This is a genomic window from Streptomyces palmae (assembly GCF_004684805.1).
GTDB lineage: Bacteria > Actinomycetota > Actinomycetes > Streptomycetales > Streptomycetaceae > Streptomyces > Streptomyces palmae.
On record NZ_SRID01000137.1, the window covers coordinates 1 to 16,138 of the forward strand.

Genomic DNA, 16,138 nt, shown 5'->3' on the forward strand with positions numbered 1-16,138 from the left:
CTGCGCGCCCCGGCCACCAGCCCCAGCGGCGCCCGCCGACACGGCCCCTCCGGCAACGGCTCCGGCAGCGACACGGACCCCGGCGACGGCTCCCGCAGCGACTCCCGCACCCGCGGCAGCTCCCCTGGCCCCTCCCGCAGCGAGTCCCGCACCGGCGAGGGCTCCAGCAACGGCTCCCGCAGCGACTCCCGCACCGACAAGGCCCCCGGCAGCGAGTCCCGCTCGGGCAGCGGCTGCGGCAGCCCAGGCCCCGCCGGCGACTCCGACCGCGCCCCCGACAGCCGCCGCGCCCCCGGAACCCCGGTCTCCGCCGGCGGCTCAAGCCGCTCCCGTCCGCTCGGCGCCGGTTGCAGCTCCACCCGGGCCCCGCACGGCAGCACCGCCGTGTGCCGCACACTCCCCGCCGCCACGTACTCCGCCTGGAACACCCCGTAGGGAGCCCCCTTCCCCGGTGGCGCGGTCAGGTGGAAGCCCGGGTATCCGGCCAGCCCCAGCTCCACGGCGGCGCCGCTGACCACCCGGCCCACCGCCTCCGGGTCCCCGTCGCGTACCACCAGCCGCAGCAGCGCGCCGGCCTCCTCCTGCACCGCCGCGTCGGGGTGGTCGGTACGGGCCAGCGTCCACCGCACCTCGGCCGGACACCGCCCGGCCCGCTCGAACGCGGCGTCCATCTGCGCCCGCACCAGGTCCGCCTTGGCCTCGATGTCCAGCCCGGTCAGCACGAAGCCGACCTCGTTGCGCCAGCCGCCGAGCCGGGTGATCCCGACCTTGAGGTCGGGCGGCGGGGCCTCCCCGCGCACCTGCTCGATCCGCACCCGGTCCGGCCCGTCCTGGGCGAGCCGTACGGTGTCCAGCCGCGCGGTGACGTCGGGCCCCAGGTAGCGGGGGCCGGCGGTCTCGTACAGCAGCTGGGCGGTGACCGTGCCCACCGTCACCGCGCCCCCGGTACCGGGATGCTTGGTGATCACCGCCGAGCCGTCGGCGTGAATCTCGGCCAGCGGGAAGCCGGGGTGCCGCACATCGTGCTCGCGGAAGAAGGCGTAGTTGCCCCCGGTGGCCTGCGCCCCGCACTCCAGTACGTGGCCCGCCACCATCGCCCCGGCCAGCGCGTCCCAGTCGTCCGGGGCCCAGCCGAAGTGCGCCGCGGCCGGCCCGGTGACCAGGGCGGCGTCGGTCACCCGTCCCGTCACCACCACATCCGCCCCGGCCCGCAGACAGGCCGCGATCCCGGCACCGCCGAGATACGCGTTGGCGGTCAGCACGCCATCGCCCCAACCGGCCGCCACGGCCCGCTCGCGCAGGTCATCGCCCTCCACATGGGCCACCCGCACGCTCAGCCCGAGCCGCGCCGCCAGCTCCCGTACGGCGTCGGCGAGCCCGGCCGGGTTGAGGCCGCCCGCGTTGCTGACGATCCGCACGCCCCGCTCCAGCGCCAGCCCCAGGCCCTCCTCCAACTGCCGCAGGAAGGTCCTGGCATAGCCCCGGGCCGGGTCCTTCATCCGGTCGCGCCCCAGGATCAGCATGGTCAGCTCGGCCAGGTAGTCGCCGGTCAGCACGTCCAGCGGCCCACCGGTGAGCATCTCCCGGAAGGCGTCGAAGCGGTCGCCGTAGAACCCCGAGGCGTTCCCGATCCGCAAGGGCGCGGGGGCGGCGGACCCGAAGGCAGGCACCCCCGTCATCCCGCCTCCCCGTCCGACCCGGCCTCCGAGTCCGCCCGCGCCCGCCCCGGCCCCGGCGGGCCGGCGAAAGCCTGGGCGATGTCCAGCCAGCGGTCCGCTTCCGCCCCCTGGGCCCGTACCGCCAGGTCAGCCCGGTGCGCGCGCTGGGTGGCCAGCAGGCAGAAGTCCAGCGCCGGACCCGTCACCCGCTGGCTCGCGTCCGCCGGGCCGTACGTCCACACACTGCCGTCGGGGGCGGTCAGCTCCACCCGGAACTCCTCGGCGGGCGGCTGGAGTCCGCGCACCGCGTACGCGTAGTCGCGGGCCCGCACCCCGATCCGCGCCACATGCCGCAGCCGGTCGGTCGGCTCGCGCACCACACCGAGCGCGTCGGCCACGTCCTGGCCGTGCGCCCAGGTCTCCATCAGCCGCGCGGTGGCCATCGACGGCACGCTCATCGGCGGCCCGTACCAGGGGAGTCGGGCCCCCGGTGGCTGGGCCGCGAGCTCCCGGAGCAGTCGGGCCCGCCCGGTACGCCACTCGCGCAGCAGCTCGTCGGGCGGCAGCCCGGCCCCGGCCGCGGCCCCCTCGTCCACGAAGGACTCCGGCGCCTTGGCGGCCTTGGCCACCTCCCGGGCGAAGCCGTCGGGGTCGGTGGCGGCCTGCCGCGTCCGTTCGTCGGTCCAGTGCAGATGGGCGATCTGATGGGCGATCGTCCAGCCGGGCGCGGGGGTGGGCCGGGCCCAGTCCGCCGAGTCGAGCCCGGCGACCAGGGCGTCCAACGCATCGCCCTCGGCGCTGAGATCGTCAAGCACGACTGCCGGATCGGACACGGTGCGCTCCCCTCATCGGGAATCGTCAAAGGCGTGGGTCCCGAGGGTGGCACCGCCCAGCAAAACAATCAAGCGTGATTGCATGATTTCCAGCCGGTGCGCCCAGAGCACCGATCCCGGGACCCGCGCGGACCCACGCGAGCCCGCGCGGCCCCACCCGGCTGCTCCGGCGGGACCCCCCAACGCCTGCCCCGAAAGGGGCGTCCCAAGCCCACCGACCCTCTCCGCGGGGTCACTCGTGGTTCGGCTGGGCATCGCGGCGGACGTGCGGGACGGCCCTCGGGGCCCCTCGCGCATCACCCGCTCAGAGGCCGGGCAGCCACATCTCCTCCATCACCGCGGTGTACTCCTCGGTGTGGCGGACGCGGAAGACGGACATCTCCAGGTCGGCCCCCGGCCGATGTCCGGCCCTCTCCAGTACCAGCGCGCCCAGCATGCCCCAGTTGGTGAGGTGGGGCGCCTCGTCCAGATGGAGGAATTCGCGGTAGTCCCCCTCAAGCCCGTCCGGATCGACGCCCAGCGCGTCCAGCACGGCCCGCGGGTCGCCCTCGATGTCCCAGGGGTCCTCGTAGCAGGGGAAACCGGAGGCGAAGAGCCGCGGACCATCGGGAAGCCAGATCACGTCCTCGGTGTGCGACTCCCCGAAGTCGGCGTGCGCGGAGCCGACGATCAGCGCTCGCGGGTAGCGCTCGCGAAGGGACGTGGCCACGTCCAGGACTGGTGTCATGCCGGCGTCGTACGCGGTGAGGGCCGGGTCGGACACGCAGATCGCGCTCCCCCAGCAGCCCACCGTGACCAGATCCAGGTCCGAGCGGCACTCCGTGGCCAGTAACTCCGAGGGCGGCAGCGGAGGAAGCTCCTCCACCACCGCCTCGACCGTCGGGAACCCCTCGACGAACTCCCGTGCCCGCGCCGGGTCGTGCGGTGCCGAGGTGATGGTGCCGCCGGTCAGCGACGGGTCCAGCAAGGTGATGGCGTACTCACCGAAGTACGTGCGGCGCACGTCCGTCTCGGGCGGGCACGTCCAGTAAGAGGTACCGGTCATGACCCCGCACGCTAGGCCAGCCCACTGACACCGGCGCCGGGTCGGGGCCAGGGACGTCCGCCGCCCCTGACCCCCAACGGCGGCGCGGGTCAGCGGCACAGGGCCGCGTCCACCACCCTGTCCATGTGCTCCTTGGTGGCCTGACCCGGCTGTGTGGTCACCGCGATGTCGACGGCGCGGCCGTCCTCGGTCACGCCACCCCGGGTCTCGTATCCGGTCATGCTGCCGCCGTGGCCCCAGTAGACGCCGCCGCAGGACAACGGGGTGCTCACCAGGCCCAGTCCGTAACGGGCGCCCGCCGGAAACGGGTAGCCGGCGGCGACGGTGGTGCGCATCTGCTTCAGCTGGGCCTCGGGCAGCAGCTCGCCGGCCAGGAGCGCGGAGTAGAAGCGGTTCAGGTCGGAGTTGGTGGACACCAGCTGGCCGGCCGCCCACGCCCAGGAGGGGTCCCACTCCGTGGCGTCGATCAGCGGTGCGCCGGGTGAGTCCTGGTAGTAGCCCTTGGGATGGTTCTCCCGGATGCCCAGCTCGCCCGGGGCGGGGAAGTAGGTGTGGCGCAGACCGATGCGCTGGATGACGCGCCGGTCGATCTCCTCGGCGAGCGGGCGGCCGGTGACCTTCTCCACGATGAGGCCGGCCACCAGGTAGTTGGTGTTGTTGTACTCCCACTTCTCGCCCGGGTCGAAGTCCGCCGGGTGCTGGAGTGCGAGGTCCAGGAGGTCGCTCGGGTCGTAGTAGCGGATGTCCTCACTCAGGTACTTGGTGTAGTTGGGCAGCCCGCTCCTGTGCTGGAGGAGCTGGCGGACGGTGATGCGGCGACCGTGGATCCCGTCGCCGCGGATCAGACCGGGGAGGTACTTCTCCACCCGGGCGTTGAGCTTGACCTTTCCCTCGGAGACCAGTTGCAGCATGACCACCGCGGTGAACGCCTTGGTGTTGCTGCCGATGCGGACCTGCCCGTCACCGGGGACCGGGGCGCCGGTGGCAACGTCCCCGAGGCCGGCCGTGTACGTGTGGGTGCGGCCGTCACGGTCCTGGACGGTCGCCAGCGCACCGGGCACCCCGTCGGAGCGCACCAGCGCCGTCAGGCCCTGCTGAACGGTGTCCGGCCCGGAGTCCGCGGAGGCCGCGGACGGCGCCAGGACGCCCATCGTCATAACGCCGACCGTCACCGCGGCCACGGCCGCCATGGCTCTGCGCCCGCCCTGCCGCCGCCCGGACGGACGCACCCTTAGCCCTGTCTGCTTACGCACGTGTCAACCCCTGGGGATTCGTTGGGACATCGGCGGTATGTGCCGGGCTCCAGCCTCTCCGGGCGCGATCACCCGGGACGATCCTGCTAACCGCCGTAATCCGGGTGGGGATAACCCCCGGGTCCGTCCGGTCAGCGGCGCGCGCTTGGTCCGCGCTGGATGGAGTTGCGGCACTCGGGGGCGAAGTCGGGGATGGGCTTGCCGTCCAGCGCGTAGCAGAGCGCGGCGTGCAGCTGCTCGGCCTCCGCCACGGTCAGCACCAGCTCCGAGGTGCCCAGCGGGGTGCCCTCCCGGGCGATCCACAAGGGCAGTACGAACCGCTCGTCGCCCTCCCGACGCAGCCCCCGCTTCGACACCAGCCCGATCTGCCAAGCCTTCATGACCGCTCCTCCCGCTTCACGCCCGAGTCCGACGCGGCGACCGCCTCGTCCCTCTCCATCCGCTCCAGCTCCTCCAAGCGCAACTTGCGGCTCTCCGCGATCCGATGCGCGTCGGTGAGGGATTCGGCCAGCCGGAAGACCGTGTACCGCAGCTGCCGGGCATCCGCCTTCGGGTCGCCCGCGAGGGACCGGCCGTGCTGGACCAACTCCGTGCCCATCCGCAGCAGCACCCCCTCCATCTCATCGGCCAGCCGCCACAGATGGCTGCCCGGACCGCACTCCCCCAGCAGGTACGCGGACTGCCCGTTCGGCCCCGGCCAGGGCAGCAGACGCGATCGGGTGCTCATCGGCCCACCGCCTCCGCCGCCAGGAGGGCGCTGAGATCCACACCGTGCGCGGCCAGCACCATCGCCTGTCCGGACCGCCACGGCCGCAGCACCTCCTCCCGCCGCTCGTGCGCGACGCGGTAGGGCCGGACCAGCGCGATGTCCTCACCCCGCAACGGCATGTCAGGCTCGCGCAGGCCGAACGCGACGGGCGCCTCTGCGCGGGGTGGGGCGGACGGGGTCTGTTGGACGGACCGGTGGCGTCCCGATGACGGAAACACCCATCGCAGCAGCAATTCGAAGATCCAGCCGATAGCGTGGTGCATGTCATCAACTCCCTGTGATTGGTGGCCACGCCCTCGGGCCGGTGCACCCCGGTCGCGAGGGTCTTGCGTTTCTTCACGCTGTGTGGCGCTTTCCTCACAGAGTGGGGGGTGTGCTGGCTACGCTGCTAGGAGGGCGAGCTTGACAACGCACCTTTCAACTCAGGGAGTCAGCCCATGGCGACCAATCGCAGGCCACGTAGTCAGAGGGAGAAGTACGGCGAGGAGTTGAGGATCCGCCGCATAGCTGCTGAGCTGACGCAGGAGGCGCTGAGTGACCATGTGGTGTGCTCCCCCACGCTGATCAGCCATTTCGAGGCGGGTCGCCGGTTGCCGAATCTGGAAGACGCGGCCCGTCTCGATCAGGCGCTGCAGACGGACGGGTTCTTCGCGCGATGGCTGGAGGACCTGGAGTCGAAGTTCGCCGATCACTTCGCGGTCGCGGCGGAGTTGGAGCGGCAGGCTTCCGAACTCCGGCTGTTCGGTATCTCGCTCGTTCCAGGACTGCTCCAGACCGACCTCTACGCACGTGCGGTGCTGAGTACAGCCAGTCCCAACTACCGCGCGGAGGATCTTGACCGGCGCGTTGTCAACCGCATAGAGCGGGCTCGGATCCTCGATAACCCGTTGAGCCCGGTCGTGTGGACCCTGTTGGATGAGGCCGTGCTTCGACGCCGGGTTGGTGGACGGCAGGTCATGGCTCAACAGCTGACCAAGATCGCCGATATGGCTGAGGCCGGTCGATTGAGGCTGCACGTCCTGCCGTTCGGTGTCGGGGCACATGCTCTCATCGAGAGCATGGTCACCCTCATGAGCTTCCCCGATGCCGCACCCGTCGCCTATGTCGAAGGACTGCGCACAGGCAACTTGATGGACGACCCGGCCATGGTGAGTTCCTGCCAGTCGGCCTACGATCTCGCCCTGAGTGATGCGGCGTCGCATCAGGAGTCACTGGTCCTCGTCAGGGCCATAGCAGAGGAACATGAAAATGGGCAGCACTGATCCCGCCGTCGCCGACGCCTCCGCCCTCACCGGTTGGTTCAAGTCCAGCTACAGCGGGCCCAGCAATGGCGATTGCCTCGAAGTAGCCCGTGGCCACGGCCACGTCCCCGTACGCGACAGCAAGGACCCGCACGGCCCGGCCCTGGTGTTCGAAACAGCCGCGTGGTCCTCGTTCATCTCAGCGGTCAAGCGCGGCGAGTTCCCCACCACCTGACCAGTCAGCCGTCAGGCAGCCCGCGCCTGGGGCCGGGGTGGGGTCGGAGCGCGGCGTCAGCCGAGCTGTCCGCTGGGCCGCAGGGTGATGTGGTTGATGTCCACGCCCGCGGGCTGGTTGACGGTGAAGACGATCGTGTCCGCGATCTGCTCCGCGGTCATCGCGGGCGCCGCCTCGGGGGTGCCGCCGCGCTCGTCCCAGAACGGAGTGTCCACCACCCCGGGGGCGATGACCGTCACGCCGATCCCGTCCTTGCCGACCAGCAGCCGGGTGTTCTCGGCCAACGCGTGGGCGGCCCACTTGGTGACCGAGTACAGGTTGCCGGGCGTGTTGCGCACCCCGGCGACCGAACCGATGATCACGATCCGGCCCTTGGACTCCCTGAGATGCGGCAGAGTCTCCCGCACCAGCAGGGCCGGGCCCAGGACGTTGGTGAGGACCATGGCGCGCATGTCCTCGGGGGCGTGGCTCTCCAGGCTGCCGGGCAGCGAGAAACCGGCGTTGGCGATGACGTTGTCCAGTCGGCCCCACGCGTTCAGCACGCCGCGCACGGCGGAGGCGACATGGTCGGCGTCGCTGGCGTCGCCGGTGATCGTCAGGAGGCGTTCGTCCGCTCCGGCCGAGGCGGCGAAGGCGGCCAGCTTGTCCGCGTCACGTCCGGTGACGGCCACTCGGTGGCCCTGCTTGAGCAGGGCGCGGGCGGTGGCGGCGCCGATTCCGGTCGAGCCACCGGTGATCAGCGTGACGGGCTCCATGGGGTGGCCTCCTCGGCGATGTGGTCATCGGGGCCCCCGCCAGGATCCTCCGCATGTCGATGACCGCGAGGTGGCGCATGGAATCGGACGACTACGGGCGCCAGTTCCCCGAAACGCCTGCACTATACCCAGCGCTCTTCTCGCCGATCCGGTACACCGTCACCGGCCTGCCATGGCTTCGCGGGCGGCACGGTGTTCTGCTGTCAGCCAACGGCGTGGCGTCTCCCCTGTACAGGGGCGAGGATCCTCCCATGCAGCCGATCTTCGTTCTGGTGCACAGTCCATCCGTAGGCCCTTCCACGTGGCGTCCCGTGGCCGAACAGCTGGGGGCGAAGGGGTTCCAGGTGCGGGTGCCGTCCCTGCTGGACGTGGCCGCGGGCGCGCCGCCGTTCTGGCCTCGGGTGGTGGACGCGGTACGCGACGATCTGCGGGAGGTGCCGGCCGCCAGCCACCTCACGCTGGTGGTACACAGCAACGCGGGCTTGTTCCTCCCGGCGATCCGCTCAGGGCTTGATCACCCGGTGACCGGCTCGATCTTCGTGGATGCCGCGCTTCCGGCCCGGGTCGGACCGACCCCCGTCGCCACGCCCGAGTTCATGGAATTCCTCCGGCCCATGGCGGTGGACGGCAGGCTCCCGCGCTGGACCGACTGGTGGGACGAGGCGGACATCGCCCCCATGTTCGATGACCCGGCCATGCGGCAGACGGTGATCGAGGAGCAGCCCGCCCTTCCGCTGTCCTACTACGAGCAGCACATCCCGGTCCCCGAGGGCTGGGACGACCACCCCTGCTCCTACCTGCTCTTCGGCCCCCCGTATGACACCCAGGCCGCCGACGCCCGGGAACGCGGCTGGCGTGTCGCGCACCTACCCGGCGAACACCTCCACCAGATCGTCGACCCGTCCGGCACCGCCCGGCACCTCATCGAACTCGCCAGCACGGGAGATGCCACGGCTTGAGGCGATGGCATGGACGCAGGGGGGCACTGCCCGCCTCACCCACCCCGTACCGAGGACGGGCCTCCGCCGGCCAACGCCTCCGCCAGGACCTCGGCCAGATGTCGCCCCCGTACCCCTGCCAGTTGGGTGAGTTGGGTGCGGCAGGAGTAGCCGTCGGCGAGGACTTCGGTCGCGGGGTCGGTCGCGGCGGCGCGTACCGCGGGGAGGAGTTGTTCCTCGGCGCAGGCCACCGATACCGGGTAGTGGCCGCGTTCGAAGCCGAAGTTGCCGGCGAGGCCGCAGCAGCCGCCGCTCAACTCTCCGCGCAGGCCGGACCGTTCCCGGAGCCGGCGTTCGGCGGCGTCGCCCAGGACGGCGTGCTGGTGGCAGTGGGTCTGGCCGACCACCGGGCGGTCCAGGTGGGGCGGTCGCCAGTCGGGGGCGTACTCCTCCAGCGCCTGCGCGAAGGTACGGACCGAGCCGGCGAGCCGGGTCGCGCGCCGGGCGGTGTCCGGGTCGGCGGCGGACAGCAGCTCGGGAACGTCGGTGCGGAGCGCGGCGGTGCAGCTGGGTTCCAGGCCGATCACCGGCAGCCCGGCGTCCAGGGCCGGTGCCATCACCTCCAGGGTGCGCCGGAGTACGGCACGGGCCCGGTCCAGCTGGCCGGTGGAGATCCAGGTCAGGCCGCAGCACACCGGCCTGGGCGGGAGTACGACCCGCAGCCCGGCGTCCTCCAGCACGGCCACCGCGGCACGGCCGACCCGCGGTGAGAGGTAGGTGGTGAAGGTGTCCGGCCAGAGCACCACCGTGCGGGTCGAAGGCCCGGGCCCCACGTCCGCCCGGCGCCCCCCGCGCCGTACGCGCTGCCGCCACCAGGCCGTGAAGGGCTGGTTGGCCAGGCGCGGGATCTCGCGTTCGGGGGCGAGGCCGCCCAGCCGTTTGGCCAGTGCGGCGAGCGGGGGTACCGCGGCCAGCCCGTTGAGCAGCGGGGCCGCGTGCAGGGTGGCCGTGCCGCGCAGCCACAGGGGCAGCCAGCCCATGGCGTAGTGCGCGGCGGGTCGGATCCGGCCCTGGTAGTAGTGGTGTTGGAACTCCGCCTTGTAGGTGGCCATGTCCACTTCCACCGGGCAGTCGCTGCGGCAGCCCTTGCAGGACAGGCAGAGGTCCAGCGCCTCCCGGACCTCCTCGGAGCGCCAGCCGTCGGTGATCACCTCGCCGGCGAGCATCTCGTGGAGGAGCCTGGCCCGGCCCCGGGTGGAGTGGCGTTCCTCTCCGGTGACCCGGTACGAGGGGCACATCACGCCGGCGCCGGGCGCACCGGACGCGGCTCCCGCCCGATCCACGGCTCCGGGCGCGCCCCCGGTGGTGGTGGGCCCGCCGACCCGGCACTTGGCGACGCCCACGCAGCGCCGTACCGCGGCCGAGAAGTCGCCGCCGTCGCGGGGGTAGCCGAAGGCCACGTCCACCGGCCGCCGGGGCAGCACCGCGAAGCGCAGGTCGGCGTCGAGGGGGCGGGGGCGCACCAGGACGCCGGGGTTGAGGCCGCCGTCCGGGTCCCACAGGTCCTTGGCGTGCTCGAAGAGCCGTACCAGCTCGGGCCCGTACATGCGGGGCAGCAGTTCGGCGCGGGCCAGGCCGTCGCCGTGCTCGCCGGAGAGCGAGCCGCCGTGCGCCACGACCAGGTCGGCCAGTTCGGCGGAGAACGCCCGGTACCGCCCGATGCCCTCCTTGCTCAGCAGGTCGAAGTCGATCCGGGCATGGATGCAGCCGTCGCCGAAGTGGCCGTACGGGATGCCGTGCAGCCCGTACGTGGCGAGCAGCGCGCGGAACTCCCGCAGATAGTCGCCGAGTCGGGCGGGCGGCACCGCGCAGTCCTCCCAGCCCGGCCATGCCTCTCGGCCTCCCAGGCCGGAGGAGGTGCCGTCCTCGGGGAGTCGAGTGGCGGTGCCGGCGGCGTCCTCCCGGATCCGCCACAGGGCGCGCTGTGCGGCCGGGTCGGCGACCACGGTGTGCCCGGTGGTGCCGTCCGCGCAGGCCCTGACCAGGGCGTCGGCGCGGGCGCGGGCCTCGGCCGGGGTGTCGCCGCCGGTCTCCACGAACAGCCAGGCGCCGCCGGCCGGCAGCCCGCGCGCGCCCGCCACCAGGTCGGCGGCCATGCCCTCCACGGTCAGCGGGCGGTGGGGCAGCAGGGTGGGCGCGGCCTGCGCGGCGGCGCTCTCGTCGGGGTAGCCGAGCACCGCGAGCGCCCGCGCGCGGGGCGCGTCCACCAGGCGCAGTACGGCCTCGGTGAGCACCCCCAGGGTGCCTTCGCTCCCGGTGAAGGAACGTGCCACCGCCACCCCGCGCTCGGGCAGCAGCGCGTCCAGCGCGTACCCGGAGATCCGGCGCGGCAGCTCGGGGTACCCGGTGCGCAACAGCGCCAGATGGGCACTGGTCAGCGCCGCCAGCCCGTCCCGCAGCCGGGGGGTGAGCCCGTCCAGGCCGGTGCCGAGCCGCAGCCGGTCGCCGCGGTAGCCGAGCACGTCCAACTCCCGCACGTTGTCGGCGGTGGTGCCCCAGGCCACCGAGTGGGCGCCGCAGGCGTTGTTGCCGATCATGCCGCCGAGGGTGCAGCGGCTGTGGGTGGACGGGTCGGGGCCGAAGGTCAGGTCGTACGCGCCGGCCGCCGAACGCAGCGCGTCCAGCACCACCCCGGGCTGCACCACGGCGGTGCGGGTCTCCGGGTCGACGGCCAGGACGCGGTTCATGTGCCGGGTGAAATCGAGCACCACTCCGACGCCGGTGGCCTGTCCGGCGATCGAGGTGCCGGCGCCGCGCGGCACCACCGGCACCCCGTACTCCCGGCACACGGCGAGCGCCGCGGCCACGTCCTCGGCGTCCCGGGGCGCCACCACGGCCAGCGGCACCCGGCGGTAGTTGGAGGCGTCCATGGTCATCAGCGCCCGGTCGGCCGCGGCGAAGAAGACCTCGCCGCCCACCGCCCGCCGCAGATCCTGCTCCAACCCGACTCCCGGGTCACCGGTGCCGGTGCGCCTCCGGCGGCCGGTGCCTTCGCCGCGCCTGCCGCCCTCGCCACCCTGGCCGCCGGTGACGCCCTCGCCAGGCTTGCCGCCCGGGCCGCCCGGGCCGCCCGGATCGTCCTCGCCGCCCGCGCCAGCCTCACCCCGTCGAGGGTCGTCGCCGCGTCGAGGGTCGTCGCCGCGTCGAGGGTCGTCGCCGTCCTGCTGTGACTCCGCCGCTGCCGCCATACCCCCAGCGTGCCAGCCGAACGCCCGCCGGCGGGTGCATACCGTGCGGGCGCCGCGCATCCGGACGCACGCCTTCCGAATGCGCCGTACGCAGGAGGTACGCCCGTGCGCGCGGGGGCGTACGACGGAAGGAAACACAACGGAACACACCTGGACACCGCGTCTCAGCCGCTGGACGCAGTGCCGGGGCCGAGGACCCACGCACTAGGCTGCGCCCGTGGCCGAGATCCAGATTCCCGCTGACATCAAGCCCGCCGACGGTCGCTTCGGTTCGGGCCCCTCCAAGGTGCGGGCGGAGGCGCTCAGCGCCCTGGCCGCCACCGGTACCTCCCTGCTCGGAACGTCCCACCGCCAGGCCCCGGTCAAGAACCTGGTCGGCAAGGTGCGGGAGGGCGTGAGCCGGCTCCTCTCGCTGCCCGAGGGGTACGAGGTGGTGCTGGGCAACGGCGGTTCCACCGCGTTCTGGGACGTGGCGACCCACGGCCTGATCGAGCGCAAGTCGCAGCACCTCACCTTCGGCGAGTTCTCCTCCAAGTTCGCCAAGGCCGCCAAGATGGCGCCCTGGCTGGCCGATCCCAGCATCGTCTCCGCCGACCCCGGCACCCACCCGGAGGCGCACGCCGAGGCGGGGGTGGACGTGTACGCGCTCACCCACAACGAGACCTCCACCGGCGTGGCGGCCCCCCTGAAGCGGGTGGCCGGCGCCGACGAGGGCTCGCTGGTGCTGGTCGACGCCACCTCCGGCGCGGGCGGTCTGCCGGTGGACATCGCCGAGACCGACGTCTACTACTTCGCCCCGCAGAAGTCGTTCGCGGCCGACGGCGGACTCTGGCTGGCCGCCTTCTCGCCCGCCGCGGTGGAGCGCGCCGAGCGCGTCCACGCCTCCGGGCGGCACATCCCCGAGTTCTTCTCGCTGCCCACCGCGATCGACAACTCGCGGAAGAACCAGACGTACAACACCCCGGCGCTGGCCACGCTCTTCCTGCTCAACGAGCAGCTGGAGTGGATCAACGGGCAGGGCGGCCTGGACTGGGCGGTGGGCCGGACCGCCGCCTCCTCGCGCGCGCTCTACGGCTGGGCCGAGGCCTCCAAGTACGCCACCCCGTTCGTCACCGACCCGGCCAAGCGCTCGCAGGTGGTCGGCACCATCGACTTCGCCGAGGAGATCGACGCCGCCGCCGTCGCCAAGGCGCTGCGCGCCAACGGCATCGTGGACACCGAGCCGTACCGCAAGCTGGGCCGCAACCAGCTGCGGGTGGCCATGTTCCCGGCCGTCGACCCGGCGGACGTCGAGGCGCTCACCGTCTGCATCGACTATGTGATCGAACGGCTCTGAGGCCCGGAGCCCCACCCGCGCACGCCGTATGGCACCACTCGGTCCCGTCGAGCCCTGGCCCGGCGGGACCGAGTGGCGTCGCCCTGGAACCGGCCGACGCCGTCTTGGTGGTCGACCGCCGGCGGTCGTCGTGCGCGGGTCGCCTTCGCCTGGGCCGTGTACACGGCCCAGGCCCCGTACACGGCCCGGGCCTCGTATGGCTGCCGCAGCCCGGCACGTAACGCCGAGCAACCCTCGCCCGACGGCCCGCCCCAGGGCGGCCCCGGGAGGCAAGCCAGCCTGCCGGGGCCAGCCCTGAGGATCGGTCACTTTCGCCAGAACAGGTGGTGCGCCACCCCGCTCGGGCTGGGAACGACGTCCAGGTGGAACCGGTCGAGCAGCTCGTCGGGGGACTCCCAGAGCCGTACTCCGGACCCGAGCTTCACCGGCGAGACCGCCACGTGCAGGGTGTCGACGAGGTCGGCGTCGAGGAACTGCCGGATGGTGGTAGCCCCGCCGCCGAGTCGGACGTCCTTGCCCCGCGCCGCCTCCCGGGCCTGTTCGAGGACCGTGGCAGGGTCGCCGTCCACGAAGTGGAACGTGGTGTCGGAGAGGGTGAATGAAGGCCGCTTGTGGTGGGTCATGACGAACACCGGGGTGCGGAACGGGGGCTCCTCACCCCACCAGCCGCGCCACTCGTGGTTGAGCCAGGGCCCGCGCTGGGGACCGAACTTGTTGCGGCCCATGATCTCGGCGCCGATGTTGCGGGCGTAGTCCCGCGTGAGGTAGTCGTCCAGACCCCGGCTGCCACCGGGTTCGGTGCGCATGGGCCAGCTCGCCGTGGCACCGGCCCAGGCGAACAGCCGCTCGGGCTCGATATGGCCGAACGGCCTCTCGAGGGTCTGGTCCTCACCGGCACCGATTCCGTCACTCGAGACATTGAAGTTCTGGACTCTCAGTAGCTGCGCCACGGGTTCCTCCTGTGATGGCGATGGCAGTGGTGAGACGTGGATCGTCACCATGAGGTCGGAGCCGGTCCACGGATCTTGACCCGTAGCGGCAGAATCATCTGATCCGCTGAATCCGCTGCCGGCGTGTCAAGAACGGTCGGCCCGCGACGACCACCCGATGACGGGGCCCGACCGGGCGCCACGACAGTGAGGAGTCGGACATGAAGTTTCTGTTGATCATGCACACCAACCCGGCCATCATGGAGGAACTGACCGAGGCCGAGCGCCAGGAGATCATGGACGGCCACGGCACCTTCATGAAGACGATCCGCGAGTCCGGCGAGATGATCAGTACCGAGGCACTGGCCGACCCGTCCCAGAGCTCGGTGATCCGCGTCCGCGACGGTGTGCCGGTCGTCACCGACGGTCCCTACCTGGAGGCCAAGGAGTTCCTGGGCGGCTACTACCTGGTCGACGTCGCGAGCAGGGACCGCGCGCTGGAGCTGGCCGCGATGATCCCGGACGCCCGGTTCAACGGCCTGGGCATCGAGGTCCGCCAGGTGATCTTCTCCGGTGGCCCGACGGCGTGAGCGCCGACCGTGCCACCGTCGAGGGCCTGCTGCGCGCGCTCGCGCCGCAGGCCCTCGGCGCGCTGGTGCGCCGGTACGGGCAGTTCGACCTGAGCGAGGACGCCGTGCAGGAGGCGCTGCTCGCCGCGGCGACACGCTGGCCGACCGAGGGCATCCCGGACAACCCGCACAGCTGGCTGACCACGGTCGCCGGCCGCCGCCTGGTCGACCGGATTCGCAGCGAACAGGCCCGGCGCCGGCGCGAGGACGCGGTGGCCGCCCAGGAGCCGGAGCGGACATCGCCCGGGCCCGGCGAGGACACCCCGGCCGACCGGGACGACACGCTGACCCTGCTGTTCCTGTGCTGCCACCCGGCGCTGAGCCCGGCCTCGCAGGTCGCGCTGACGCTGCGCGCCGTCGGCGGCCTGACCACCGCGGAGATCGCCCGCGCCTACTTCGTGCCGGAACCGACCATGGCGTCCCGGATCAGCCGGGCCAAGCAGCGGATCAAGGCCACCGGCAGCGAGTTCACCATGCCGGTCGGGCAGGATCGGGCGGAGCGGCTGCGGGTCGTGCTGCACGTGCTGTACGTGATCTTCAACGAGGGCTACACCGCCAGCTCCGGGGACCGGCTGCGGCGCGACGACCTGGCAGCCGAGGCGATCCGGCTGACCCGTCTGCTGCACCGGCTGCTGCCGGACGACGGCGCGGTGGCCGGCCTGCTGGCCCTGATGCTGCTCACCGACGCCCGCCGGGCCGCCCGCACCGGCCCGCACGGCGAGCTGATCCCGCTGGACGAGCAGGACCGCTCGCGCTGGGACCGCGGTCGCATCGCCGAGGGCGTCGCGCTGGTCACCGACGCGATGACCCGCTCGACACTCGGCCCCTACCAGTTGCAGGCCGCCATCGCCGCGCTGCACGACGAGGCGCCCAGCACCGCCGAGACCGACTGGCGTCAGATCAACACGCTGTACAAGATCCTGGAGCGGCTCTCGCCGAACCCGATGGCCAGCCTGAACCGGGCGGTGGCGGTCGCCATGCTCGACGGACCGCGGGCCGGCCTGGCCCTGCTGGACAAGCTGGCCGCGGACGACCGGATCACCCAACACCACCGGCTGCACGCGGTCCGGGCGCACCTGCTGGAGATGGCCGGCGACCATCCGGCGGCCCGGGAGTACTACCACCGCGCCGCCCACGGCACCACCAGCCTGGCCGAGTACCGCTACCTACAGACCCGCGCCGCCCGACTGGCGCCCCGGCCCACCTCCGGCTGACCCTTCCCGCGCGCCCCCGGCCGGACCTGCCACCGCGCCGCACCCTGCCGCACCC

At 72.7% G+C, this 16,138-nt stretch carries 16 protein-coding genes; 6 read left to right on the plus strand and 10 right to left on the minus strand.

The annotated features are described in order from the left end of the window. From E4099_RS16090 to E4099_RS16120, 7 genes are all read right to left on the minus strand, one after another. Positions 1-1,679: acyclic terpene utilization AtuA family protein (locus E4099_RS16090; RefSeq protein WP_135339755.1), on the minus strand; the 1,679-nt coding region annotated here is incomplete at its 3' end. Continuing rightward, positions 1,676-2,491, minus strand: coding sequence for a TIGR03084 family metal-binding protein (locus E4099_RS16095; protein ID WP_135339756.1), 816 nt, complete (start codon positions 2,489-2,491; stop codon positions 1,676-1,678). The genes E4099_RS16095 and E4099_RS16090, both read right to left, overlap by 4 nt. A gap of 304 nt (positions 2,492-2,795) precedes the next feature. Next, positions 2,796-3,536, minus strand: a complete 741-nt coding sequence (locus E4099_RS16100; protein ID WP_135339757.1) for a DUF6333 family protein — start codon at positions 3,534-3,536, stop codon at positions 2,796-2,798. 89 nt (positions 3,537-3,625) lie between these two features. Next, on the minus strand, positions 3,626-4,726 hold the full coding sequence (locus E4099_RS16105; protein ID WP_135339758.1) for a serine hydrolase domain-containing protein: 1,101 nt from the start codon (positions 4,724-4,726) through the stop codon (positions 3,626-3,628). Positions 4,727-4,920: 194 nt separating this feature from the next. After that, entirely contained in the window at positions 4,921-5,169 is a 249-nt protein-coding gene (locus tag E4099_RS16110) for a hypothetical protein (protein WP_135339759.1), read from the minus strand. Beyond that, positions 5,166-5,516: a hypothetical protein gene (locus tag E4099_RS16115; protein ID WP_245244892.1), complete on the minus strand. Its 351-nt coding sequence runs from the start codon at positions 5,514-5,516 to the stop codon at positions 5,166-5,168. The genes E4099_RS16110 and E4099_RS16115 overlap by 4 nt, the downstream gene beginning before the upstream one ends. Continuing rightward, the gene (locus tag E4099_RS16120; RefSeq protein WP_135339760.1) at positions 5,513-5,821 is read right to left on the minus strand and encodes a hypothetical protein; all 309 of its coding nucleotides are present in this window, start codon (positions 5,819-5,821) and stop codon (positions 5,513-5,515) included. Before E4099_RS16120 ends, E4099_RS16115 begins: the two co-directional genes overlap by 4 nt. A 174-nt stretch (positions 5,822-5,995) precedes the next feature. On the opposite strand from E4099_RS16120, the gene E4099_RS16125 reads away from it, so the two are divergent. Beyond that, on the plus strand, positions 5,996-6,820 hold the full coding sequence (locus E4099_RS16125) for a helix-turn-helix domain-containing protein (protein ID WP_135339761.1): 825 nt from the start codon (positions 5,996-5,998) through the stop codon (positions 6,818-6,820). Further along, the gene (locus tag E4099_RS16130; protein WP_135339762.1) at positions 6,807-7,034 is read left to right on the plus strand and encodes a DUF397 domain-containing protein; all 228 of its coding nucleotides are present in this window, start codon (positions 6,807-6,809) and stop codon (positions 7,032-7,034) included. Before E4099_RS16125 ends, E4099_RS16130 begins: the two co-directional genes overlap by 14 nt. Positions 7,035-7,090: 56 nt before the next feature. Here E4099_RS16130 and E4099_RS16135 read toward each other — a convergent pair whose 3' ends face one another. Then, positions 7,091-7,789 carry an SDR family oxidoreductase gene (locus E4099_RS16135; protein ID WP_135339763.1) on the minus strand — a complete coding sequence of 233 codons (699 nt, stop codon included), beginning with the start codon at positions 7,787-7,789 and terminating at the stop codon, positions 7,091-7,093. A gap of 311 nt (positions 7,790-8,100) precedes the next feature. Here E4099_RS16135 and E4099_RS16140 point away from each other — a divergent pair, with 311 nt between their 5' ends. Beyond that, positions 8,101-8,748, plus strand: a complete 648-nt coding sequence (locus E4099_RS16140) for an alpha/beta hydrolase (protein WP_245244893.1) — start codon at positions 8,101-8,103, stop codon at positions 8,746-8,748. 35 nt (positions 8,749-8,783) lie between these two features. On the opposite strand, the gene E4099_RS16145 is transcribed toward E4099_RS16140, so the two are convergent. Continuing rightward, positions 8,784-11,975 (minus strand): FAD-binding and (Fe-S)-binding domain-containing protein, encoded by a 3,192-nt coding sequence (locus E4099_RS16145; protein ID WP_386389659.1) that lies wholly within the window; start codon positions 11,973-11,975, stop codon positions 8,784-8,786. 217 nt (positions 11,976-12,192) lie between these two features. Between E4099_RS16145 and serC the strand changes: the two genes are divergently transcribed. Continuing rightward, positions 12,193-13,311, plus strand: coding sequence for a phosphoserine transaminase (gene serC, locus E4099_RS16150; protein ID WP_135339765.1), 1,119 nt, complete (start codon positions 12,193-12,195; stop codon positions 13,309-13,311). A 305-nt stretch (positions 13,312-13,616) separates the two neighbouring features. Here serC and E4099_RS16155 read toward each other — a convergent pair whose 3' ends face one another. Continuing rightward, on the minus strand, positions 13,617-14,261 hold the full coding sequence (locus E4099_RS16155) for a dihydrofolate reductase family protein (protein WP_135339766.1): 645 nt from the start codon (positions 14,259-14,261) through the stop codon (positions 13,617-13,619). A gap of 200 nt (positions 14,262-14,461) precedes the next feature. Between E4099_RS16155 and E4099_RS16160 the strand changes: the two genes are divergently transcribed. Continuing rightward, positions 14,462-14,830: a YciI family protein gene (locus E4099_RS16160; RefSeq protein ID WP_135339767.1), complete on the plus strand. Its 369-nt coding sequence runs from the start codon at positions 14,462-14,464 to the stop codon at positions 14,828-14,830. Beyond that, positions 14,827-16,083 (plus strand): RNA polymerase sigma factor, encoded by a 1,257-nt coding sequence (locus E4099_RS16165; RefSeq protein WP_135339768.1) that lies wholly within the window; start codon positions 14,827-14,829, stop codon positions 16,081-16,083. The genes E4099_RS16160 and E4099_RS16165 overlap by 4 nt, the downstream gene beginning before the upstream one ends. Positions 16,084-16,138 lie beyond the last annotated feature (55 nt).